The following is a 23,601-nucleotide window of genomic DNA, read 5'->3' on the forward strand; positions in this document are numbered from 1 at the left end:
AGTTACCCGCGCTAATTGTCACGGTCGCCCGCTATTGTGACTCTCGATTATGGCGAGCCGCGACGCCGCGGCCTGAGTTAGTGGGTTTTAGTGGCCAGTCGAGAGAACGACGTCGACCTCAAGGATCGCGTTGGCAGATTGATGCAGTTCCTTCGGGAGATGGTGAAGGCCCGGACACGGCCGGTTCTCAAGGTTGAGGACCATGAAGAACACCACTGGCTCTTCCCGGGTAGAACTCCGTTTCAGGTGGATCAGGCTGCGACGGCGGGAGACGTGGTGGTGCGGGCGCCGCGTGTGCATCTGGAGGAGCCGCCTGAGCTCCCTCGGGAGCTCCTGACCTGGGTCGACGATCCTGCTGCGGCAGACCGGAGCGAGTCCTACGGTCCCCAATTCCGCGAGCCGGGCCAGGATGCCTCCGTCCCCGAAGCCGAGGTTGTGAGAGCCCGCGCGAAGTACCTCCGTTGGTACGTTCAGTGGACTGGGTGGGCTCAGACGGATCGGCAGCGTCGGCCTCACCATGAGCTTTACCAAGCCCTGACCGACATGATGCATGAGCTCACGGCGAGGCCCGACTCGGTGGAGCTCGTCGTCGGATCCGGGCTTCTGTCCCTCCCGTCGAAGCTTGCTGATGGGTCGCGTGTGAATACCCATCTCGTCACGCAGGCCGCGACCATCGAGCGGGACGAAACCACTGGTGACCTCTTGGTGAGGTTTGTCGAGCTCTCGTCCTGTCGACTGGAAGACAGCGAGCTCCTCACCGGGTACGAGATCTTCGACCAGTCAGGGAGTCGAACGCTACTTGCGCAACTCAGGGAGTCGAGCTCGCCCCTTGACGAGTCGATCCAGGTCTTTCTCAAGACCTGGGCGGCTCGTGCACTCGGTCTGGAAATCCCGGTCACCGACGAGCTCGAACCTCCCACCACCATCGGCGAGGTATCGCTCGCCCTCGCGCCCGCTCTGGTCTTGCGAAAGCGTGGAGCCTTCGCGCTGGTCGAGTACTACAACCAGATGATCAACCAGGCCGAAGAGGCGTCTGCGAAGACACCACTCGGCCTAGCGCAGCTCGTAGCCGCGATTGAGGCTGATGAGCGCGTCGCATGGCTTGAATCCACCGGAGCTACGGCGCCGAGCGAACTCGCCGAGGACCCGCTGTTCCCGCTACCCGCCAACGCCGAACAATCGAAGATCATTGAGCGACTCGGCGGCGACAGTGGCGTCGTCGTGGAAGGTCCACCCGGTACGGGTAAGACGCACACAATCGCGAACCTGATGTCCGCGCTCCTTGCGCGGGGACAACGCGTGCTGGTGACGAGCGAGAAGTCACAGGCGCTGCAAGTGCTCCGAGATAAACTGCCGGCGGATATGCAAGAGCTATGCGTGTCCATCACGGACCTGGCCCGTGGCGGTTCCCAGGAACTCAACAGAAGTGTCGCGACGATCGCTGAGCGTAAGACCTCGTTCATCCCTGAGGCGTCCGAACGCACCATTGCGGACCTCACCGACAAGCGCGAGCAGGCGTTGGCACGTCGGTCGACAATCCTCGAATCGATCCGAGCGCTGCGGGAATCGGAGACTTACCAGCATCCCGAAGTCGCTCCGGGATACAGTGGGACGCTGGCCTCGATCGTGCGACGGTTGGAGGAGCAGCGTGAGCGACATGCGTGGCTTCCCGGCCCGTTGTACGCCGCGGAACCGCCACTTGGCCCGGGAGAGTTTCGGGAATTGGTCCGGCTCCTCGAGCTGCAGACGCCTGAGCATGGGACTCGCGCGGAACAGATGCTGCCGGCATTGGACAGCCTGCTGCCTAGTGCTGATCGGATGACAAGCCTCTTCGACGCGGTCCACCGCCCGCCGCTGGATCTTCCAGCTCAGACACAGGATCTTGTCGACATCATCGAGAGTGTCGACAGCGGAACAGCCGAGCAGGTCCTGCTCCAGTGCGGCACGCTCAGGGAAGCGGTCGACATTGTTCGTGCGCTGCCTATGGACTACCGGCAGCTCGCAAACCGCGTGCTCGCAGGTGAGATTGACCATCTGTGGGCGCGGGTTCCGGAACTCGACACCCTCGTCGAGGGCGCCACCCGGTGCGACCGAGCCGTTGGTAGCGTTGCGGTCGATGCACCTGGCGTGTCACGTAGGGTTCTTCAGACGATAGAAGCATGGTTCGCCCGCTTGCAGGATGGTGCCGAGTGGAAGGGAAGGTTCCGTCGTTCCGCCGAGCAGAAGGCGTATGACGAACTCGAACTCAATCTGATCGTCGACGGCGATCCGGTGCGTCGAGCCGAAGAGCTCGAGATCGTCGTCGCACACCTCAAAGGACTTGACGCCGTCGAGTCCGCACGGCGAATCCTTGCGGATCTCGGCGTCCACCTTGCCGACGACTCCTCGCGTACGTCGCAGGTGAACAACCTCGTCATCCTGCGTCGTCACCTCGCGTCGATCGAACGCTTGGTGGCAAGCTGCCGCGCGCTTACCGACACCCTGTATCAGAGCACTCGGCGGCATCTGGCCGTCCGTAGCGTCGACGATGCCGACACGCTGTCTCAAGCGGCGTCCGCAATCACGTTCGAGTTGCAGCGCCGATCTGCCCGTCAAGAACTGTCTGCCATCACCGATGTGCTTGGCAACGCATTCGGGCCGGCGCCGGCGCCCGAAGCTCGCGAGCTCACCGAGAGCGTTCGAGCAGCATCCGCTCATCAGTTCGGTGAAGCGTTGAGCGCGTATTTGCGTGCGCAGCAACAACAGCGCGAGTACCACGAGTGCCAGGCTCTTGTGCAGCGTGTGCGAACGGCAGCCCCGTCGTTGCTCGATGAACTCCAGGGTCACTTGTCTGACCCGGGCTTGGGTGCTCGCGTCGACACCATAGATGAAGCGTGGCACTGGCGTCGTGCGTACGAGTGGGTTCAGCAACAGCGGACTCCTGGGCGGGAGGCGCAGCTCAGCAGTGAACTCGACGCCGCAACATCCGATATCAGCTCTCTGACAGCGCGATTGGCGGCAGAACGAGCGTGGAAGAGTGCGCTCGAGCGCATGAGCGCCACCGAGGTTACGGCGCTTCAGGCCTACCGCGATCACATTCGCAGCATCGGAAAGGGAACCGGCAAGCACGCTGAGAGGTTCCGGCAGGCAGCCCGTATGGCGATGCAGGAGGCGCAAAGCGCGGTGCCGGCGTGGGTCATGCCTACGCAACAGGTACTCGCGTCGATTCCGCCTCAGCCAGGCGCCTTCGACGTTGTCATCGTGGACGAAGCCAGCCAGGTCGACATCACGAATCTCTACCTCCTGTGGCTGGCACCGCGAGTCATTGTCGTCGGCGACGACAAGCAGTGCACGCCTAGCGAAGTCGCTCTCGGTGGCCTCGACGATGTGTTCACGCGCCTGGACAACTACCTCGGCGACCTTCCCGACCACGTCCGGAACACCTTCACTCCGCGGTCGAGCCTCTTCTCCCTCTTGCGGTCACGCTTTGGCCAGGTCGTCCGTCTCCGGGAGCACTTCCGGTCGATGCCGGAGATCATCAGCTGGTCAAGCAACCAGTTCTATCGGGACGCTCCGCTGGTGCCAGTGCGTCAGTTCGGTTCCGATCGACTACCACCGCTCAAGAGTACTTACGTCGCCGGAGCAACCGTCACTGGAAAGTTCGCCACACTCACCAACAGGGCAGAAGCCGAGGCTATCGCAGACCAAGTGCGCGCATGCCTTGACGACCCGCAGTACGACGGAAAGACGATGGGAGTCGTTGTCCTGCAGGGGCAGGGCCAAGTCACTGCGATTCAGAATGCGCTCCGAGGAAACATTTCGGAGGACGAGTGGGACGAACGGCGGTTCCGGGTCGGGACTCCGCCTGACTTCCAGGGAGACGAGCGGGACGTCATCTTCCTCTCGTTGGTCGTAGCACCCGATCAGAACTTCCAGTCTTTGACGCGCACAGAGTTTGAACAGCGCTTCAACGTCGGCGCCTCACGCGCTAAGGACCAGATGTGGCTGTTCCACTCGGTGACGCTTGATCGACTGCGCACCGGTGACCTGCGCAAGTCGCTGCTGGAACACATGACCACGCGAACCGTCGCCACCACCGAACCCGTCCCCGAGAACGTGCCGAACGACGTGCGAGATCCGCGTTTCGACAGTCTCTTTGAACAGCGAGTGTTCAACGAGATCGTTGCCCGCGGATACCACGTGAATCCGCAGATCCCAGTGAATAACCGTCGAATCGATCTCGTCGTGACCGGCAGTGCGTCGCGCTTGGCAGTCGAATGTGACGGCGACGCGTTCCACACGACACCCGAGCAGCTTCGTGAAGATCTCGAGCGTGAGATCGAGCTTCGACGTTGCGGGTGGACTTTCTGGAGGGTGCGGGAATCCGAGTTCTACGCAGATCGCATCGAAGCGATGTCGTCTCTCTGGACCGAGCTCGACAGACTGGGAATTGAACCCGGCCTACAGCATTCGAACGATCCCTCGACGGTCTCGACCGTCATCGGTCGCGGCGGCAGCGGACTAGACAACCCCACGGATATCGAGCCACCGGTGCCTCCCATTGAGAACCGGGGTGACGAGCCGGATGACGGGGCACGGTCCAGAACCACCCCAGTTGAAACAGTCGTAGAAAGAACGTCGCCGTCGATTGAACCTAAGCCAATCGTCGAACAGACGTTGCCGTCGGAGACTGACTGCGTTCGGATTTCGGACGAAGCTCTCCGGGAGGCGATAGTTTCTGGAGCGCCAAATTACCGCTCGATGAAAGCGCGGGAACTGGCGGCACAGTTCCAGGTTCCTGAATCGCAGATTGAAGGAGTACTACGCGACCTTTTCGCCGAGAGCGCTAAGAACCGGCAGGATGCGCCCGAGTACAACCCGGGCGTGAACGCTCGCGACGACTTGCTGCGTCGCGCTGCATCCGATAGCGAGATCGAGAACGAGAATGCGACGCCTGCCGCTTTCCCCGTCCAAGCAACGCTTCGGAAGGTCTTGGTGGCCGCGGCGTGGCCGAGCGTTCCACTGACGATCGACCGGGCATGCCACATCTCGAAACTCGACGAGAGCGCTACGCGAGATGTGCTCGATGCGTTGGTCGAGGATGGTCAGCTAGATGAGATGACCAAAGCCGGCACGATGTTGTGGGTCCGTTCGTATGGAGCGAAGGTTTGAAACCGTTACGCGCCTGGCAACAGGAGGCGCTCGACGAGTGGCGCAAACATGGACGACGAGCAGTAGTCGAAGCCGTTACTGGGTCAGGAAAGACCGAAGTCGGAATCGCAGCCACGCTAGAGGCCGTGGCCGAGGGGCGCCGGGTCCTCGTCGTCGTACCGTCGCGAGATCTGCTCCGCCAATGGCATGAACGACTCGTGGCGGCAAGTGGTGCGTTGCGGGTGGGGCGACGCGGCGATGCCCATCAGGACTCGTTTCGTCACTTCGACGTGATTGTGTCGACCGTGCAGTCGGCTGTGATGCCTGCTGCCGAAAAGCCGCCGGCTGGATCGCTCTTGGTTGCCGACGAGGTTCATCGCTACGGCGCGGAGTCTTTCGCGAAGGTCCTTTCGGCGAGTTCGTTCGACCATCGCCTTGGTTTGACGGCGACCTTGGAACGGTCGGACGACGGTATCGGCCGGGTGTTGCTGCCATTCTTTGAGAACGTGATCTCTGGTTGTACCTACCAACGCGGATACGAGGACGGCATCCTCGCACCAGTGAACGTGGCCCTCGTGCCCGTTCCGTTCTCGCCACGCGAACGGGCACGATACGACGACCTCGACGAGGTTGCTCGTGGCGAGCGAACCAACCTGATCAATAAATTCGGCTGCCGCGCAGAACCTTTCGGATCATTTCTACAAGACGTTCAGTTGCTCGCGAAGGATGACTTCAGTGGCGATGCATCTGTTAGATCCGCACGGCGATACCTCAAAGCATTTGCCGATCGCCGTGACCTTCTCGCCTCGATCTCCGGCAAAGAGGAGGCACTCGCCGCGATCGCCCCTGTGCTAGAACAGTCGAGTAGGTCGCTCGTATTCGCCGAGACCATGTCGGCCTCCGCTTCTGCAGCCCAAACTCTCCTGCAAGTTGGTATCGCGGCGGCGCCATACACGAGCGACCTCACTCGGAATGAGCGGGTTGCGCTCCTCGGTAGCTTCAAGCGCGGAAGTATCACGGCTTTAGCTGCTCCTCGGGTTCTCGACGAAGGTATCGACGTTCCTGAAGCGGACGTTGCGATCGTCCTCGCTGCGAGTCGCACGAGGCGTCAGATGATCCAACGAATGGGTCGAGTGCTGCGGCCAAAGGCCGATGGACGCGCCGCGGTGTTCGTCATTCTGTACGCGGAAGCCAGCTCCGAAGACCCGGAGAACGGTGCGCACGGGACCTTCCTTGAGCAGCTCACCGACATCGCGCAACACCTCGAAACTGTAGAGGTTCACAGTGTCCCAGCAGTGGTGAAGGACTGGCTACCAGAAGTGAGAGACAACAACGGCCAAATCCTCGGTGAGGATGACCAAGAACTGGCTGAGGCTGCGACAATCTCGGTTGCGCAGCGAGCGGCGACAATCCAGCGCGCCAGTGCGCACATTCGAACCGTCGTCGCGAGTGCGGTGCGTTTCGAGCGATGCGAAAGCGTCGACGAGATCCTCCGTGCAATAGTCGAGCTGGACCCCCACGAAGCTGACATTCTGATTCGTCGGTTCGGTCTCGACGGGGATGAGCCGCTCGACAACGGCAGCATCGCGGCTCGGCTCAACCGAACCTATGACGAGGTTGTGCAGCTAGGCGACGAGGCGCTTGGGAGGATTCAGCTACCTGGGGTTTCATCGAGGGCGTCTGATGACAGATCGGCGACGACCCATACGGAGCCCCTAAAGGGCCGAAACGAAGTGTCAGTCAAGGATCCTGAGCTCGGCCAGAGGCATGTTTCACAACCGGTGGACCATCCGAGCCGCCGCGCAGGTGATGACTCCGTGCACGTTGACGTCGAGCAGAGGCCGCAGAAGCCGTTCGGAACTCGCAGGATTCAGCTCCCTACCAAGGCCTCTGAACGCCCCCGAAACCCGGAGTCAGGCAACACAGTTCCCATTTACATGGAGTGCGAGGGTGGTTTCGTACCCGGGGCAGTGCTCGACACCAGTGACTGGAGCGTCGTTCTGGACTACGCGATTGTCGGCCGTCGCAACTTCGAGGGGCCAGATGAGGCAGCTCTAGCACAACTCCGCTTCTATGGAGATTCCGAGCGTTCACGCGTCGACGGTTGGGCGCTGTGGAAGGTGAAGCAGTCCGGCGAGCCGATCGCGAGTCTGAGAACGATGCCCACAGAAGTTCAGGCATAAGCCAGCGGAGGTCCCTGTCTGCTTTGCCGACAGGGACCTCCGTGTATGCGTTTGCACCGCATAGGGATCAGTCGCTACGCGCGATTATGTTGCTCGAAGTTCAACCGCCGTCGCAGTTCTCCGGACAGCGGGGTTAGCAAGCGGTACGTGACTGTCATCGGCTGAGAGCCCTCGTGTCCCAGGGGAATGACACGACCGAGGTATGTGAACGGGTCGCTCGGCTTGCGACGCATCCACAGCTCGATCGATTTCCCGGTTGCTGGAGCCTCAAGGATTTCCCGGCCCTTCTTTCCTTCGGGCTTGGTCGAATTCTGCGAGCTCCACACGAAAAGGTCTGGGCCTTCAAAGTGCTCAACGTACTGGATGCTGTCGGAGCGCTTCTCAAGGGTCACGAACAGTACCGCGTGTCGCGCGAGTGATACGTGCCCAGAGCGCCAGTTCCCGGGGTTGTAGGTTTCCCCGTAGAGCTCGGGTACGTCAAGGCTCTTGAGTTGGTCGCCGATTCGATCTGCGAGTGGGTTAATGTCGCTCTCGGACAGTTCGGCCACGAGACGCGCCGACTTCAGTACCTCTGCTCCCGTGGTGATCTGTCTCGACCCGTCCGCCGACTCCAGCACGATGTTGCTGTCGACCTGCCACACCGTCGTCAGCTGTCGTTTTGACTGACCCCCATGTTCTACCTCGGCAAGAATCGTCTCTCCGATGAGTTCGGTCGGAGACGTGGCAGACGCCCACTCGAACAGAAGCGGTTCGCCGGCGAGAATTCCGCCGCTCGGATCTAGCGCTCCTGCATCTGCAAAGCAGACGAACTGGTTGCCTGATGAATGGTCGATATCCGTGCGCGCGCGCACCGCGATGCTGGAGCCGATCGTGCCTTTCGATCCCGAAGCGGGCCCAGCGCCGATCGCGGAGGCGAAGCTACCGAACAACGGTAGCTCGAGTCGGCCGCCGTCATCAGCACGATCGGGTCGGAGCGTGAGCTCACCGTCCTCTTGCATGAGTACGACTGTGTGCACGTGCCCTGGGTACCCGGCGGTCGGCCCGAACCAGCGTTTAAGCAACTGTGGTGCATAGTCGTCGCTTCCGCCTCCGCGGATGGCATCGACTGCAACAGAGGAAAAGGCCGCTTCATACGTCGCTCCCTCGACCACCAATTTCACTTCGCCATTGGGAAGGTCGGCGTACTGCCGCCGGTCAAGCAGGACCGACGGAAGACCGTCTACAAGCGCCACCCGACAGGGCCATCGACGGTGGGTACCTGCGTCTTGCTTCAGTAGGTACTTGGCGAGCCGGTACTCGATGATTTCGGCCGCCATGCTTTCGAAGACATTTCGGTGCTCTGGTGCGATGGTGAAATTCGGGACAATGCGGTCGGCGTCCAGACGAAACAGGTGATTTGCGCGGGATGTCGAGCCATCCGCACCGGTCAACCGCGAGATTGGCCAGCTAACCCAGTACGATGTCCACTTCTGCTCGGGTGCCTGCTGCAGGTTGGGGAACTGGGATTGAGGCACTTCCCGTGCGAGACGTGGGTCGGCCAACAGCAGTTGCCGTGATGTCGTCGCGTTGTTTGCCACCGAGTCCCCGGTGCAGAACCGCCCGTCGTGCAACAGCGCCCGCATCGCGATCAGCTTGTAGCACTTAGTGATGTCCTCGATCTGGATCGCTCGAAGCACATCCGCGTGGAAAGAATAGACGGCCTCCTCTCGGGGCCCGAGTAGTCCCAGAGTGTTCAAGAAACCAAACCAACTACCGTGCCTCGAGGAGACAGCCGCTGGATCGTGTCCCGCGCGGAATGTCTGTGCCGCCGTCGGTCGAAGCCCCTCATCCTCCTGGTAGGAGCGGCAGTACTCCTCGACAGCGTCCGTGGCTGTTGTGCGGGTCAATGACTTAAGCATGTCGACCACGACGAGCTCATAGTCGACCGAACAGCCAGGAGGAAGGTCGAACTCACCATCCTCCATGGCTTGGAGGACTTGGAGCGTCGTCGGAGCGGTGCGTTTCCCGAGGGCAAGGATGGTTCTGGGCTTCAGCAGGAACGAGCGATGGTTGCCAATGAAGTCGATGACAGTCAGCGCAGCCTTGCCGTCTGAAACTCTCAATCCACGACCAAGCTGCTGCAGAAAAATGATGGCTGACTCGGTTGGACGGAGCATCAGGACGGTGTCGATGGTCGGCACGTCCAGACCCTCGTTGAAAAGGTCAACTGCAAATACGACTTCGAGTTCACCTTCCCGCAGAGCGTCGATGGTTTCGTTACGGGGCGCACTCGAGGGACCACTGTGTACCGACGCGCAGCGGACACCACGATCCGCAAAGAAGTCAGCCATGAAGTCGGCGTGATGCTTTGAAGCGCAGAACGCCAGCGTGCGCTGCCCCCTTCGTGATTGCCACTCGTCGAACGCCGATTGAGCGCGATCCTGTGTGGCAAATGCTGCTTCGAGCGCGGTTGGGTCGAACCGGCCGTTGCGCCATGGAATCGGCTCGAAGTCCACCGGGTCCGGGACGCCCCAGTAGTGGAAGGGGACAAGCTCGGACCGTCGAATTCCATCTACGAGGTCACAGTCGTACACGTGGTTGTCTGCGCACAGTGCTAGGAGGTCTGCGCCGTCCATCCTGTCGGGGGTGGCGGTGAGACCTAGCAGAAAGTGGGGCGTGAAGTGGTCGAGGACCGCACGGTAGGTTGCGGCAGCCGCGTGATGGAACTCGTCGACAACGATGTAGTCGAATTCCTCCGGATCGAACAGCTCGAGGTTCCGCGACAGCGTCTGGACCGACGCAAAGACGATGTCAGCCCGATAGTCGTCGTGCCCACTGAAATAGAGACCCATGCTGGCGGTAGGCATCATGCGCCTGAATACGTCGCGACTCTGGGTGAGGATCTCCTCGCGGTGAGCCAGGAAGAGCACCTTATGTCCTCCGAAGCTGGCGACATCGAAGGCGGCGAGCCAAGTCTTTCCCAAACCCGTAGCGAGGGTGACCATTCCGGCCCGAAAACCTTCGTCGCGGGTACGCGCGAGCGCTTCCAGTGCTTCCAGCTGGATAGGTCGGGGAGATGGCGCCGGTTCGGGTGCATCTACGACTTCGATGACGGCCGGAACGTGCTGTGGAGCAGGTCGGTAGTCAGCGATCAACTGATTCGTCAGCGGCGCACTGCGATGATCCGACCACAGGTCCTCGAAGCCGCGCTTGAGATCGTCGATTGATCCGACGTGCAGGCTCCACTCGATCCCGCCATTAAGACCGGATCGACTCAGATTGCTGCTTCCGACGAATGCTGCCTCGCCAGCGCCTGCAGCGGACGAGTAGAAGAGATACGCCTTCGGGTGGAAGCTCGTTTCACTGTCTTGAAAGATTTTGACCGACAGTTGGCTCGGGTAGTCATCTGCCAGGTCATGCAGGCTGGCCAGGGCGAGAGGCTCGGTGAGGCCAAGGTAGTCAGTGGTGAGAATTCGGACCACCGCGTTCCGATCCAGCGCGTCACTGAGTGCACCGTTGAGTAGACCGAGTCCGGACATCTTGATGAAGCTGACCACAATGTCGACCCGGTCCAAGGTCGAGTCGCGAAGGTGGGCGACCAACTCGGGAAGAAGGTACTTGGTGCGTCCATCAATGAGGACGGGAGACGTGGGGACAAGGCCACCGTCCACTGATTCGTTCTGCGCCAGGTAGTTGCCCCGTTCTGGGATCACGTGTCGAACGCCCCCGCGCGGGTCCGGAACGTCGCCCCGTCGCCGAGGGATGACATGGATATGCAGGTGATCGATCGTTTGGCCGGCCGCACGCCCGGCGTTGAAACCCACGTTAAAGCCGTCGACCGGACCATGCTGCGTCAGGATCACGTCCCGTACTTCATCGACCAGTCCAAGCAGGTCTGCCTTCTCTTCGGCTGTCGCGACCCACCAGTCCTCAATCTCTCGGCGCGACACGACTAGAGCATGGCCTGGGCTGACCGGATACGCGTCCCAGATTGCGAACGCCGACCGGTTGGAAGCGATCCACTCGCTCCGAGGGATATCGACGAACGGGGACTCAGGTGGGTTCATTCAGGCACTCCGGAATTCTTCCATTACTACTGTCGAGAAATTCGTAAGGTGAGAATGCGGCGTCGACACGTCGATTCTTGTGGCTCCAACGAGTGAACCAGAAGTGGCTGACTAGCTGGGATGCAGGGTCGGCGCGACCGAGGCGCGCGAACGAAAGGGGCATTACCCGTTAAGTTTCAGACATCTGGCAACATCAATAATCGCCTCTTCAAAACGTTCCCGACCACCAGCAGTGTTCAAGCCACGCATAGAACAGTGCGGGATGTTGCCTTCCGGGACGTACACGCCGGCCCTTCTGATGCCCGCCCGTTTCCATCCGTCCCGCGCTGCCGCACCGAGCAGGAGCACGATCTCCAAGTTAGGCAGAAGGTCGACCACTTCACGTGTCCAACGAACGGCACGAGCCCGTTCACTCGGCGTCGAACCACCGTTCTTCTCGCCGGCGACTGGGAATGGCACGACATTCCAATGCACGACGTCAGCCCACTCAACGTTGTGTCGCGCGTAAGCTTCTCGGCAGTTCCGGGCAGTGCGGTCGTTGTTGTCCAGGCTCAGGAGTCCAGAACCGGTCCCGGCCTCAGCCTTCGTGGACGGGTTGTCCAACAGCACGAGCATCCGCGCGCGAACACCACCGGCGTCCGGGTCGACGTACGGAACATATCCGTGGGGGAGTCCTTCTGCATCGGCGATGCGGTTCGCCAACTCGTTGAGTGGAGCGACGTGCGGTTCCCAGATTCGAGCATGCTTGTCTCGTACGACAGCAGGGTCTGCGTTACGTCCGTTGACTGCCATGGTCTTTCGTGCTGGCTGTGCTGAGTCGACAGATCACGAGGCGATGGCCGGGAAGACGATGACCGAGCCGTCCTTCTCCTGAAGGATGTCGATTGTGACCTCCGACTGGCGGGTGCTGGGCTGGACCGACTGGCCGAGTTCGCGCAGACGACGTGTGGTCTCCAGTAACTTGTCGACCTCGCCGGAAGAGAACACCACGTCCCGGATGCCGTGGGAGCGATCCAGTTGCAATGCCGACAGCCGCAGAACCACCGCTTCAAGACGCTGTTCGAGCGAGTCGAGACCCTGCTTCTCGGCTTGCAACGTGGTCACGAATCGTTCGAACGGGTTACCCTCGGACAGTTGAGCATGTTCGACGGCTTGCAGGATCAGCACTCGTTGCTTCATCGCGATGGCCAATTGTGCGAGTTCGACGTGGACATAAAACTCGCTGTCAGCCTTCTCGATGCCCGGGATGAACTTGGAAAGCTGGTTGAGTTCCACCTTGTCGCTACTCAGGTTGGTGAGTTCCTTCTCCCACTTGGCAATCCGCGACTTTGCGCGCGACAGCGCCTCCTCGATAGCGAACACTGTCGAGTCGAGTCCAAGGCTGGCGCCGATGCGTCCTTCGTCGAGAAGGACCGAAGTGGCCTTGACGATCGCGCCGCGGCACGCCTCCAGGCTGTGCTGCTCTGATTCGAGGTTGTCGGCGATCAGTTTCTCGAGGAGTTCGGTGATCCGCTCCAAGGTCTTCTGTCGCTGCTGGTCGGCGTACGCGCTGACGCCGACTGCCACCGCCATGAGTACGAGCGGTGCGGCGATGGTCAGGGCTCCGGCACCAGCTGCGGCCGCTCCTGCGGTGGTGGCCGAGCCGGTCGCGGCGCCGGCTGCCGCTGCCTTGCCGGCGCTGACCGGGACGAAGGAGGCATGGGCGGCGATCTTGGATCCGTCTGACAGTGCACTGTGGATGCCGTTCGCGGTCGTCGAGGACGCCATCGGTTTGACGATTCCGGCGGCGAACTGCGACGCGAACTTCGGGGGTACGACCATCGTGTACAGAGTCTCGCCGCCGTCGGTGACAACATTGGGGGTCTTCTTCACGAGCTCTGACAGCTGCGTCGCCAGCGGACTGACACCGTGGAGGTGGATGCCCTTCGACCGGTCGAGGGCCTTGGGAACGTCGTGGGCCTCGAGAGTCGTGATCGGGATGTCACTCAGAGCTGCGAGAGCGGTCCGAAGACTGTCGAGCCGCTCGGGAGTGAGTGCGTTATCGCCGATCACCGCGGGTACGTCCGCGCGGTCCGTCGCAATCGTCCACACCGGCACCGTCCTAGGGTTCTTCGACAACCCGCCACCTCCCGCGTTCTGCTACAGAATGAACCGAATGTAGCGGATACGGCCGACATCCGTTCCGTTCGTCCGATCAGGTGACACCAGCTCCAGGAGCGCATGATTCGCGGGCGTTATCGGCTCATGCGACCCAGACCGGCACGAGTCAGACACGGGTTCGACAGTTGGAACAAGGTGTGAGAGGTTGTCGGGAGCGTGCGCTAGCGTCACGAATCGCGACACACCCGCTACCGCAGGCCGATGCACTCACACCGTCCCGCGGTGTAGCCGCCGGTGTCCAGGATCCAGGACGTTCCGTGCTCCGCACGCGGTCAGGAGACGAGGTTTATTTGTTGCCGTCACATAGAGGCTGGGCTCTGGTCGACGTCGAAACGTCCGGCTTGAACGCAAGCCGCGATCGCGTACTGAGCGTCGCAGCCATCGCCGTCGACCGCAATGGACAAACCGAAGCCGAGTACTCGTCGTTTTTCAACCCGGGCTGTGATCCTGGCCCCGTGCACATCCACGGGCTCACGCCTGAGAGGCTCCGAGGCGCGCCCACGTTCGATTCAGCGGTCGTGCAACTACACGAGCTGTTATCCGGCCGAACTCTTGTGGCGCACAACGCGAACTTCGACCACGGATTCCTCGTGGGAGAAGCCAAGCGAGCTGGCGTGACTCTCCCGATCACTCATCGTCTGTGCACGGTAACCCTCACCCGTCGCCTGCAGCTCGATGTGCCCAACGCTCAGCTCGCGACGCTTGCCCGTCACTGGCAGATACCGCAGCGCGACGCCCATAATGCGGTTGACGACGTTCGGGTGCTCCTTGAAGTCTTTCGTCGCAGCCTCGATCTCGCGAACAACCTCGGCTTACAAGTTCCGGTCGTCGCGTGCGGTTCCACCACGCGTGCTTACCCGGACAACGTGACCCGCGTGCCGTGCCCATGGACTGACCCTGGTCGGTTCGACGCCGGTGTCGGACTGGTCCAAGGCACCAAGGTCGTCATCACCGGATCAACCTCGCTGCCCCGTCTCGAGCTGGCTCGACGGTTCACCGACGCAGGCCTCGACGTGATGAACGGCGTCAGTGGGAAGACCGGTCTGCTGATCGCCAACACCGGAGTCCCAGACAGTCGGAAACTGAGGGTTGCCCGCGATAAGGGCATCCCCATCGTCGACGAGGCCACCGCTATGCGACTCGTCGAACGAGTGGTGCCGGGAACCCCGAAGTCCGTCCCCGTCATCGAGGTGTTGCCGCAGACCGCGTCGTCGCGTCCCTCCAAACAGCCGGTGGCTCTACCGTGGAGCGGTCGGCGAGTCCTCGTGCTCGGTGGCGACCACACTGAGGCGGCAGCCATCCGATCTCGCCTGACGACTCTAGGCGCCACCCCGGCCATCAATTTCACGGCCGGCGTGACACACGTCCTGGTGTTGGACGGTGGGCACTCGGATCCGCGGATACGAAAGGCCCACGACAGGCAGCTTCCGATACTTGAATCGCATCACCTCGAAACGTTGGCGGGCGATACACCCATTGGGGAGCCAGAATCCGCTGTTGCCACGGCGGCCGCAACCCGTGCGCAGACACCCAGGAACCTGACGCCTGGAGCGGTGATGGACGTTCCTTCCGACGTCACCGAATTCACGGTCAACGTCGCCTGGGCGGATACTGCTGCGCCGATCGAAGTGGACGTCGTCGCCTTCGAGTTGGACCGCGATCACAAGGTGCTTTCCGACGACGAGTTCGTCTTCTACAACCAGCCCGCCAGTCCGGACGGCGCGGTGCGCCTGTGTATCGACGGCGATCGGGAGCAGGGGATAGCGGTCGACCTCTCGGCGGTAGACGTCGACATCGACCGCATCATGGTCGGCGCGTCGATTGAGACCGCCACCTTTGGTGACGTCGGAGCACTGTCGGTGACCGTTGACAGTTCCGAACTCACCTTCGCCACAGCAGTACTCGACGCCGCGACGACCGAGCGATCAATGATCATTGCCGAGATCTACCGTCGCAACGATGTCTGGCGAATTCGTGCGCTCGGACAGGGATACGACGACAGCTTGGCCGAGTTCGCTGTGCGGCACGGCGTAGAGGTGGACGACTGACTTACGGAGCCTCGACCCAGCACCTACTCGAAGCACAGACGGCCATGTCGTTCCTAGCGGAGATGATGATCTCGAATGGTTCTTTGGTGCCAAGGGAACCAGGTCGACGCGGGCGAGGTTGTTGTCCAGATTCCTAACAGTTAGGCGAGCGCAACGAGCTAGTCGTCCGAGAACTTCGGCATCTGGACGTGTTCGATGCCCGGAATTCCCTCGCTGAGAGCGGAATTGAGCTCTCGCCAGCTCAGATCAAGAAGGAAGGCCGTCGAAGTATCTGGGTTAACGGTGATGTAGAACCTTGTCGGGTTGTCGCTCCTGTAATAGGTCTTCGAGTCGACAAAACCGCCCGGATTCGGCTGGGCGACCTCGGTCCATGAGGGTGCGAGTCCGAGGTTTTTCCATCTGCGAGTGACTATCTCGAGTCGCTTGCCCGGGATTCGCAGTCGCGTTGTCAATGCCACTTCACTCGCAAGGAAGTGCTTTCCCGCGTCGCTAAAGATTCCAAACCATGACTCTGACGATTCGCTGTACAGATTTCCCCTGCTTCTGCCGGAGCTTCGAATGCTGAAATAGTCGTGTTGGTCGAGGATGGAGTAGTCGGTGTAGCCTTCCGAGTCCTCGGCATTTCCCGGACCACGCGGGACAACAAGCCTGTCTCCGTCGAGGTATGGCGGTTCGTAGAGAGGCACTGCACTACGGAACTTTCCGCCTTCTGCTAGTGCGTTCTGAACTTCGGACCAGTACTGCATCGAAGAAAGGAAGTCTGTCAGTCCATGCCAGCGGTCCACGGGTATTCCTCTCAATACTCTGTACAAAATGTCTAGGCATCGGGTTGGCTACTCGATTGCATCGGCGTCGATGAGTTTCTTCACTGGCACTTCTTTGCCCGTCAGCTTGTCCACCACAACCCACTGGTGTCCGCCTCCTGACTGACCAAATGCCTCCGCGATCTTGCCGTGCCGTACTTCCCAGTTCGCGGGCAGCGGATTTCCGGTGCCAACGTACTCGGTGTACGGCCCAGCCTTGCCCGGTGGAAGCGCTCGGGCGCTGTACGAGTCGCCTTCGCGCCCCATGAACCCACCGCCGTCTCCGCCCAATCGGTCGAGTCGCGTGCCCGCAGGAATACTGTCGGCTACCTTGTAGCCGCCCTCGAATCCGTTGTTCGGTGGGTATGCCCAGGTACCTCGGGCATCATCCCAGTATCGATCGAGGATCTGCTGCGGTGTCATGTTGCGATACGGGTTGTTCGCGATTGCGTCGTCTATCAGATTCTTCGGCACCCCGTCGGCCTCCAGTGCCTTGCGGAGAACGTCAGGATCGGCCGCGCGTTTCAATTCATCGTGTGCCCAAACCGGGACTTTCTCCAAAGCGGCAGCTAACTCCGCTGCCCGTATTGATCCTTTGGACAACTGCATGGAGAACATCGCCCCACGCGAACCCATCAACGCGCCGAGGTCGCCAGCCGCCGCAGCAACCGGGTCCAGCACGTACGCCACCGGACGGAGCACTGGGCCGGCAGCGGTCGCGAGGGCCCGGATCACGCCCGCGATCCGGGCACCCGTTTGTGTAGCCTTCGCCACGCCCGCCGCTGTCGCGAGCAGGCTACTCAACCCCGAGGTGACAAGCACCAACGCTATTCCGATGGCTGCCGCGACCAGTAGCTCACACGCCAACTCTTCGACGAGGTTGCCGATTTCTTCGCGGGTCTTCCGTACTTCATCAGCAAACCCATTGCAGAGCTTCGCCACTGCATCGCAAGATTCGGCAATCTCACCTAGATGTTGGTCGATCATCGCTGCCTGATCCTGGGCTGGTCCAACTTCGGCAGAGCTCTCGCCGGCGATCGGTTTGATCGCGGACCGAACTGCGCTTTGATGCGTGCGGAGTGCTGTCGCCGCACGGGTCCAGGCGTCGCCGACCTTCTCTAGCTTGTCCGGTTGTCCGTCGGGGAAGATTTCGCCTTCGATGAACTCCTTTAACTTTTCCCAATTGCTCGGTTCACCCGGACCGCCAAAAGAAGTACCCACCGACAGCGTCGGAATCGTGTCCAGGTTCTTGAGGTTGCCTGAAGGATTGGCTGGAGTACACAGCCCGATGGCGTTGTTGACGTTCGCATGGTTGACGGCAGATGCGTCCAGCAGCTCGGCCATCTTGCCGCAGGCGTTACCCATCAGTGCGATACCCGCAAGGAGACTCTGTTCCCCGTTAACGGTCTTGTCGTACGACTGTGCGAACTCCCTGCCGGACTTGTCGCTTCCTGCCATTTGGCCGCTCGACTGCAGCGAGACGTACAGTGCGTCCAGAGTCCTGCTGATGTCGGTATGGACCTGCAGGAAGGCTTCAGCCGCTGAGGAGAACGACGATGGACGGACCGCGATCGGTGCCGTCAAGGCCACATCTTTCGCAGGTGTTCTTGTAGCCCACCAAAAGCCGCGTGCGAGTGACTCGCTGCCTTCCGGATCTCCACGATGGCTTCACGAATGTCGGCAACACCCTCGCGCCACTGGCTATGAGCGCTGCGATGAGCGATTGCTGCGTCGCTGGCCCACACCAGGTGTAGTTCCTCAATCTGTGCGTCGAGGCTACGGATCCGGTCGTCAACCGTTGTAGTGAACCGTGCGAGGTCGTCGACAAAATCCTGAACTGCCGCGAGCTCGATGCGGTAGGCATCGTCAGATGTCATGGCAGCCTCAGTGCGATGTCGAAGGCTGTCCTCTCGATGACTTTCGCACCCGAAGTGTCGCGCTCAGCGTATGTTTGTGCCGCTGAGGCGAGGAGTTGGCCCATCGTACTCAGGCCGTTCAAGACGTGCCCGAGACCTTCGCAGCAGTGAGCCCACGGCTCGGCGTATGAGTCCGCGGCCGCTCCTGACCAGCTACCACCGAACAGATCCTCGGCCCGCTTGGCGAGCGCAGACCATTCGTCTGCGATATCGGCATGAAGTTCCGTGACGTTCCGCGATGCAGCGTGCAGCGCCTCGAGATCGGCTCGCAGTTCCATTTGACCCCCCATATGACCCGCCCGGACATTACCTGGTTTCAGAGGAGAACGACGACTCCTTCCACAGGGCCCGCCGGCGATACAAGGGAGACTCAGCGCGACAGTGCCTGGGGCGGTTGCGTCTGTTGAAATCCAACGTTGGGAGCGGACGTGCGCTGGCCCCAGGGATACGTAGCAGCAGATAAACCCTCCGAGCAGCGAACTGCTTGCTTGGTAGTGCAGCGGCTAAACCATCCGGAGAACTCCTACCAGGAATTCCGAGTTCTCGGAAAATCGCCGTACGTCCCACGCCGACAGCAAAACGTCAGGAATGAGGCCGGCTGTCGCTGCGTCAGAAAGGAACTCGGCGAATGGGTAATCCCCGCCGGCGCCAAACCCAATCACGGAACGGCTATCGTCGCGCAGATGTGCTCGTTGGCGACTCAGCACGGTGACACGCGTACTCGGTGCAAGGAAAGTCACGACGTTGCCTGCGGACACGACGATGTAGAACGGTTCACCGATGCCACGGGCAGGCAGATCGAGTTCGGCGAGGACCCGCTTCCGGACGTCTCCCGCGAATTGAACTTATGCGAACCAGGATCAGGACTTCCGAGACTCCGAAACCGTAAGCGACGCAGTCAGGGGTTCGAGTGTGTCGAGATACAAGGTCGCGAGGACGGCCGAGTTGCCTGCCACTCCGCGGAGATGGTCGGTCTCCGAGGAGTTCACCACGTCATCTACCGCGTGTTCCAGCTCATCGATGGCGCCGACACGATCGAACCACGCCCGCTTGTCCTCGCGTTTCTGCACCCCGTCCACAGCTTCGCGGTACTCGGCGAAGGCCTGCACTCGCCGCAACAGACCATCTGCGCGACTGTCGAGCACGCGTGCTTTCTCGACGTAGACACCCACCACGTCGTCGTCCTTCGCGAGATGTCCGGTTGGCGGTTCGCCCAGGAGCGCACGCTGATCACGTAGCAGCGCGGCGCTGGCGGCGATGGCCGAGACCTGAGCGGCCAGGTCTATGCGAACGTTGTGTTCGTCGAAGAAGTCGAGGCGCCAGGCAGGGTAGGCGTAGATGCGCGCTGCGATCAGCCCCGCAACATAAGCGAACCGACCAACGAGGTCATCGCGCATTCCCTCCACTTCGGCCCGTTCCGTCTTGTTGAGGTCGTACACCCGGTCAAGACGTGCCACGCGAGTCTCGTCGGTCTCCTCATGCTCGGGCGGATCGACAAACGGAAGCCAGCCTAGTCCGACGGCCCGATTGCGAAGCGTGAAATCCCGCCCTGACCAAACGTCAAGCGCGAGAGCAACATGGCCCGCCGCGCGCCCCTCCGGAATCTGATCTACCAGGGCGATGCTCTCCAAGACCGGAGTTCCTCATTGAGCGCCAGAACAGGTGACCTCCGCCTACTCGGCTTGGCGTCGGACTTCCGGGTCTTCTGTGGACGCGGCCACGCGAACGACGCCGTCGAAGCGAGGACAACAGCACACAGTAGGAGCACAGCCACGGCCTTCATGACGAACCCAATGCCACATGTCGCAACGCGCCCCGCAGGTCGCGCGCGGTCTTCTCCCAGCCCCGCGCCTCGTGGAGGCAGGCCTCGGCTTCGTCGGTATCACCCGTGGCGAGCGCATCGTCTGCGCTGTTGCGCCAGTTGATCATCTGTTCCTCAACGATCCGGATGTACCGCAGTATGGCCGCACCGTCGTCGTCGCATATGCGTGCGACGTCTTCTGGTGACAGCGGGTGGTCGCCGTCTGCGTCGAGTTGGAAAAGGATCATGATGGGAGTTGGCAATTCCTCGTCATCGTCGTCCTCGTCCTTAGCCCCGAGTTCCCATGCGAAGGTGCCCCCGACGTCCTGAGCGATCTCGGCACCGTCGGTCATCACCGACTCGAACTCGGTGAGGCACCGAATCAGGTGAGCTTCTACCGGAGGATCGGCGTAGAGAATTGCCCGCACACGGATGGTGTCGCCCACAAGGAAAAACTTGAGGGCCGGGTGAGCCCTGTTGAGCCGCTGCACAACGAACCCCGCGTAATCGGTCTCGACGATGTCGGTCACCAGCGGGGAGAACACGTGGATCGCTTTCTCGTCCTCGACAGCTGTGATGAAGGCGGCGCCCGTGTCGAATTGGATTGGGAAGTCGCCGTCGTCGTCATTGACCGCCTCATGACCCACCATCGGTTCGAGGGCAGAACTGATCCAGATCTGCAGATCCGACAACGACAGATTCTCTTCGGCCACCTTTATCCCCTCGTCCTCGTACCTCGTGCCTCAAGCCCCATCGTGACGCACCGGACGACCACATTGTCGAGATTGCCTGGGCACGTCCCATTCCGGCCCGCCCGGGGTAGCACGGGCTTCGGGACTGTGGACTACACCTCGTCGATGGCGTTGAGCCTGTGCGTGCAGCCGACCGCGGAACCCGGCACCACACAATGCTGATGATCGCATTGACCACCGACAAGGTGAATCATCGTCGGATCAGCAACCTGCCGACAGCCCTGGGGCCAGGCACGGTTTCGGACCAACATTGAGGGGATTGTCGATGTCCAAGGCGGTCCGACGATGATCTTTTGTAGTCCGCTTGATCGCTACACTTATCGATCTCCAGCCTTCGTGGGCCACCCACTGTGCGGTATCTACGCGGGCCGCAGAACCGCCACCAGGAACTCCGAGTCCGCCGTGAACGGCCGCACATCCCATGATGACAACAGCAGATCCTGAGCGAATCCCGCGGCGACTGCGTCGTCGAGGAACTCGTCGAACGCATAGTCTCGCCCGGCACCAAACCCGATGACCGCTCGTCCGTCCTCCCGAAGATGCGCACGCAACCGCTCGAGCACCGTCACGCGGGTACTCGGCGCCAGAAACGCCATCACGTTGCCGGCCGAGACGATGATGTCGAACGGTTCCTCGATGCCGTGCGCCGGTAGGTCCAGCTCGGCCAGATCGCCGACCAACCATCGGGGCCCGGGATGGTCTTCTTCCGCTGCCGCGATGAGCACCGGGTCGACGTCGACGCCGACCACGTCGTGCCCGACCTCGGCCAGATATCCACCGACACGTCCCGGGCCGCACCCTGCGTCGAGGATGCGGGATCCGCGCGCTGCCATCGCGTCGATGAGTCGAGCCTCACCGACCAGGTCGTCGCCCTTCGCCGCCATTGCACGAAAGCGCTCGACGTACCAGGTGGAGTGATCGGGATTCGCTGCGACCTGTTGCATCCAGATGCTCTGTTCGACCATGCCGCCTATTGTCCCAGAGGCAGCGACGCACCTACGTGGGTGCGCCGCTCCGGCCGGTCACCCGCGCGTGGCCGTTGTCCCCAGATTGACCTCCAGAACGGTCCCAGTAGTGAGGCCAGGATCGTCGACGAAGTACATGACCGCGCGGGTGACGTCCTCGGGTTCGAGCCACGGCACACCCAGCGGGCCGAGACCGGCGAACACCGACCGCGCGTCGTCGGGGGTGGGGTCGTCGAGGTCTGGCCGGAACCGCCTCAAGGTGGTCGGGTTCATGACCATCGGAGTATTCACCGACGTCGGGCACACCACGTTGGCGGTGATGCCGTACGCGCCGACCTCCAGGGCGACCGACTTGATGAAGCCGATGATGCCCCACTTGGTGGCCGCGTAGTGCGAAAGATCCTTCATGCCACCGCGTCCCGCACCTGACGACACTCCGACGATCCGACCTCGCCCGTTCGCCTTCATCGCTGCGACCGCGGCGCGCACACAGTGGAACGTCCCGGTCAGGTTGGTATCGACGATGTCGGCCCACTGGTCGTCACGGATCTCCTCGACCGGCGTGAAGGCGCAAACGCCGGCGTTGGCGACGAGGATGTCGAGCCGACCGTGCTGGGCCATGATCGCTTCAACAAGCACGGTGACTGCCGCAGCGTCACGCACGTCCAATCGCGCTGCCGTGGCGCGGCCGCCGTCGGCGACGATCTCAGCGACGGTCGTAGCCAGCTCCTCTTCGGTGGCCAGCGGATAGGGAACCGTCGGCACCTGCCGGGCGATGTCAGTGACGATGACGTGGGCTCCCGCTGCCGCCAACGCGCGTGCATGGGCGCGTCCCTGGCCGCGTGCGGCGCCCGTGACCCAAGCGACCTGCCCGGTCAGATCGGTCATCGATCCTCCCCGAAGCCGTACACGCCGAGTGCGTTTCGGCGATAGAACCGGTCCTGCTCGTCCGCGGGCTCCTCACCGATGATCGTGGTGAGTGACTCGATGAGGTCGGCGTAGCGGCCGCCGATGTGCTCGATCGGAATATTGCTGCCGAAGATCACCCGGTCCCACCCGAACGTTTCGATTGCCGGTTCCACCCACGGGCGCAGAGTCTCCGCCGACAGGTCGCCGGTGGACATGCCGAGCCCGGAGATCTTGCACGAGGCAGAGGTCGAGTCGGCGCACGCGGCGATGGCGCGACGCCACGCGGCCCGGGCGTCGACGTCCGTCGCGGTGGGCCATCCGGTGTGCTCGAGAACGACGGTGAGATCGGGGAAGTTCGCGAGCGTCCGCAACCAGCCGTCCATGGTCTCCGGGTGGGCGGTGAGGTCGAAGACCAGGTCGTGGTCGTCGAGCCAGCGCAGCACGGTGCGTGCCGCCTGCGAGTCCGGTTCGAAGCCGTAGAGCACGCGGACTCCTCGGAACTCCGGCGTGATCGCGGCCTGGGCGTCGAGGTCGGCGCAGATGTCCTGCGCGCTCAGCGTCGGGTCGACGGATCCGACGAAGCGCATGTCCACTCCGCGGTCGGCGGCCACCTTCGACACCCACCGCAACTCGTCGAGGTACGCACGCGGCGCGGTCACCGCCGAGACGTGCACGAACTGCTCGACCGGGAACCCACCGGCCGCCGCCGCGTAGTCGTCGAGACCGAAGTCGGAGTAGAGGTCGGGCTTGCCGACATCCTCGGCGAAAGCCTGCAAACCCGGGTACCAGGGATGGTTCAGGTCCCACAGGTGAAGGTGGGCGTCGACGACATGTTGAGGCATGGACTGATCGTCGACGCCGCGCGCGAAAACGACCAACACCCATTGC

At 61.9% G+C, this 23,601-nt stretch carries 15 protein-coding genes and 1 pseudogene; 3 read left to right on the top strand and 13 right to left on the bottom strand.

Annotation, left to right across the window (positions count from 1 at the left end; translation table 11 throughout):
• Nucleotides 1-90 precede the first annotated feature (90 nt).
• Nucleotides 91-5,151: an AAA domain-containing protein gene (locus NWF34_RS09500; protein WP_258324810.1), complete on the top strand. Its 5,061-nt coding sequence runs from the start codon at nucleotides 91-93 to the stop codon at nucleotides 5,149-5,151.
• Entirely contained in the window at nucleotides 5,121-7,313 is a 2,193-nt protein-coding gene (locus NWF34_RS09505; protein ID WP_309148632.1) for a DEAD/DEAH box helicase family protein, read from the top strand. Before NWF34_RS09500 ends, NWF34_RS09505 begins: the two co-directional genes overlap by 31 nt.
• Before the next feature lie 74 nt (nucleotides 7,314-7,387).
• Here the strand turns inward: NWF34_RS09505 and NWF34_RS09510 are convergent, their stop codons facing one another.
• The 3 genes from NWF34_RS09510 to NWF34_RS09520 all read right to left on the bottom strand — a co-directional run bounded on the left by NWF34_RS09510 (nucleotide 7,388) and on the right by NWF34_RS09520 (nucleotide 13,477).
• Nucleotides 7,388-11,359, bottom strand: a complete 3,972-nt coding sequence (locus NWF34_RS09510; protein ID WP_258324812.1) for a DUF3427 domain-containing protein — start codon at nucleotides 11,357-11,359, stop codon at nucleotides 7,388-7,390.
• Between the two features lie 162 nt (nucleotides 11,360-11,521).
• The gene (locus NWF34_RS09515) at nucleotides 11,522-12,151 is read right to left on the bottom strand and encodes a uracil-DNA glycosylase (protein WP_258324813.1); all 630 of its coding nucleotides are present in this window, start codon (nucleotides 12,149-12,151) and stop codon (nucleotides 11,522-11,524) included.
• A 33-nt stretch (nucleotides 12,152-12,184) separates the two neighbouring features.
• A complete protein-coding gene (locus NWF34_RS09520; RefSeq protein ID WP_258324814.1) occupies nucleotides 12,185-13,477 on the bottom strand; it encodes a hypothetical protein in 1,293 nt (430 codons plus the stop codon).
• Nucleotides 13,478-13,776: 299 nt separating this feature from the next.
• Here NWF34_RS09520 and NWF34_RS09525 point away from each other — a divergent pair, with 299 nt between their 5' ends.
• Nucleotides 13,777-15,567 carry a TerD family protein gene (locus NWF34_RS09525; RefSeq protein WP_258324815.1) on the top strand — a complete coding sequence of 597 codons (1,791 nt, stop codon included), beginning with the start codon at nucleotides 13,777-13,779 and terminating at the stop codon, nucleotides 15,565-15,567.
• A 158-nt stretch (nucleotides 15,568-15,725) separates the two neighbouring features.
• Here the strand turns inward: NWF34_RS09525 and NWF34_RS09530 are convergent, their stop codons facing one another.
• From NWF34_RS09530 to NWF34_RS09575, 10 genes and pseudogenes are all read right to left on the bottom strand, one after another.
• Nucleotides 15,726-16,352 carry a hypothetical protein gene (locus NWF34_RS09530; RefSeq protein WP_258324816.1) on the bottom strand — a complete coding sequence of 209 codons (627 nt, stop codon included), beginning with the start codon at nucleotides 16,350-16,352 and terminating at the stop codon, nucleotides 15,726-15,728.
• A gap of 48 nt (nucleotides 16,353-16,400) precedes the next feature.
• Nucleotides 16,401-17,960 carry a TNT domain-containing protein gene (locus NWF34_RS09535; protein ID WP_258324817.1) on the bottom strand — a complete coding sequence of 520 codons (1,560 nt, stop codon included), beginning with the start codon at nucleotides 17,958-17,960 and terminating at the stop codon, nucleotides 16,401-16,403.
• Complete coding sequence (locus NWF34_RS09540) at nucleotides 17,951-18,247, bottom strand: WXG100 family type VII secretion target (protein ID WP_258324818.1); 297 nt, start codon at nucleotides 18,245-18,247, stop codon at nucleotides 17,951-17,953. Before NWF34_RS09540 ends, NWF34_RS09535 begins: the two co-directional genes overlap by 10 nt.
• Nucleotides 18,244-18,576 carry a WXG100 family type VII secretion target gene (locus NWF34_RS09545; RefSeq protein ID WP_309148633.1) on the bottom strand — a complete coding sequence of 111 codons (333 nt, stop codon included), beginning with the start codon at nucleotides 18,574-18,576 and terminating at the stop codon, nucleotides 18,244-18,246. The genes NWF34_RS09540 and NWF34_RS09545 overlap by 4 nt, the downstream gene beginning before the upstream one ends.
• 213 nt (nucleotides 18,577-18,789) lie before the next feature.
• Nucleotides 18,790-19,098: pseudogene (locus NWF34_RS09550) on the bottom strand (SAM-dependent methyltransferase); the annotation flags it as partial.
• 48 nt (nucleotides 19,099-19,146) lie between these two features.
• On the bottom strand, nucleotides 19,147-19,917 hold the full coding sequence (locus NWF34_RS09555) for a hypothetical protein (protein ID WP_258324820.1): 771 nt from the start codon (nucleotides 19,915-19,917) through the stop codon (nucleotides 19,147-19,149).
• Nucleotides 19,918-20,065: 148 nt separating this feature from the next.
• A complete protein-coding gene (locus tag NWF34_RS09560; RefSeq protein ID WP_258324821.1) occupies nucleotides 20,066-20,800 on the bottom strand; it encodes a hypothetical protein in 735 nt (244 codons plus the stop codon).
• Between the two features lie 398 nt (nucleotides 20,801-21,198).
• The gene (locus NWF34_RS09565) at nucleotides 21,199-21,804 is read right to left on the bottom strand and encodes a trans-aconitate 2-methyltransferase (protein WP_258324822.1); all 606 of its coding nucleotides are present in this window, start codon (nucleotides 21,802-21,804) and stop codon (nucleotides 21,199-21,201) included.
• A gap of 57 nt (nucleotides 21,805-21,861) precedes the next feature.
• A complete protein-coding gene (locus NWF34_RS09570) occupies nucleotides 21,862-22,692 on the bottom strand; it encodes a mycofactocin-coupled SDR family oxidoreductase (protein ID WP_258324823.1) in 831 nt (276 codons plus the stop codon).
• Nucleotides 22,689-23,555 carry an amidohydrolase gene (locus tag NWF34_RS09575; RefSeq protein ID WP_258324824.1) on the bottom strand — a complete coding sequence of 289 codons (867 nt, stop codon included), beginning with the start codon at nucleotides 23,553-23,555 and terminating at the stop codon, nucleotides 22,689-22,691. The genes NWF34_RS09570 and NWF34_RS09575 overlap by 4 nt, the downstream gene beginning before the upstream one ends.
• Nucleotides 23,556-23,601 lie beyond the last annotated feature (46 nt).

The organism is Gordonia sp. GONU (genome assembly GCF_024733855.1).
In the GTDB taxonomy this organism is placed as follows: Bacteria; Actinomycetota; Actinomycetes; order Mycobacteriales; family Mycobacteriaceae; genus Gordonia; species Gordonia amicalis.

What these genes read in the sequence shown, in the direction of transcription:
- NWF34_RS09540 (WP_258324818.1), bottom strand. Translation starts at nt 18,247, where the DNA reads ATGACATCTGACGATGCCTACCGCATCGAGCTCGCGGCAGTTCAGGAT.
- NWF34_RS09545 (WP_309148633.1), bottom strand. Translation starts at nt 18,576, where the DNA reads ATGGGGGGTCAAATGGAACTGCGAGCCGATCTCGAGGCGCTGCACGCT.
- NWF34_RS09510 (WP_258324812.1), bottom strand. Translation starts at nt 11,359, where the DNA reads ATGAACCCACCTGAGTCCCCGTTCGTCGATATCCCTCGGAGCGAGTGG.
- NWF34_RS09575 (WP_258324824.1), bottom strand. Translation starts at nt 23,555, where the DNA reads ATGCCTCAACATGTCGTCGACGCCCACCTTCACCTGTGGGACCTGAAC.
- NWF34_RS09570 (WP_258324823.1), bottom strand. Translation starts at nt 22,692, where the DNA reads ATGACCGATCTGACCGGGCAGGTCGCTTGGGTCACGGGCGCCGCACGC.
- NWF34_RS09565 (WP_258324822.1), bottom strand. Translation starts at nt 21,804, where the DNA reads ATGGTCGAACAGAGCATCTGGATGCAACAGGTCGCAGCGAATCCCGAT.
- NWF34_RS09515 (WP_258324813.1), bottom strand. Translation starts at nt 12,151, where the DNA reads ATGGCAGTCAACGGACGTAACGCAGACCCTGCTGTCGTACGAGACAAG.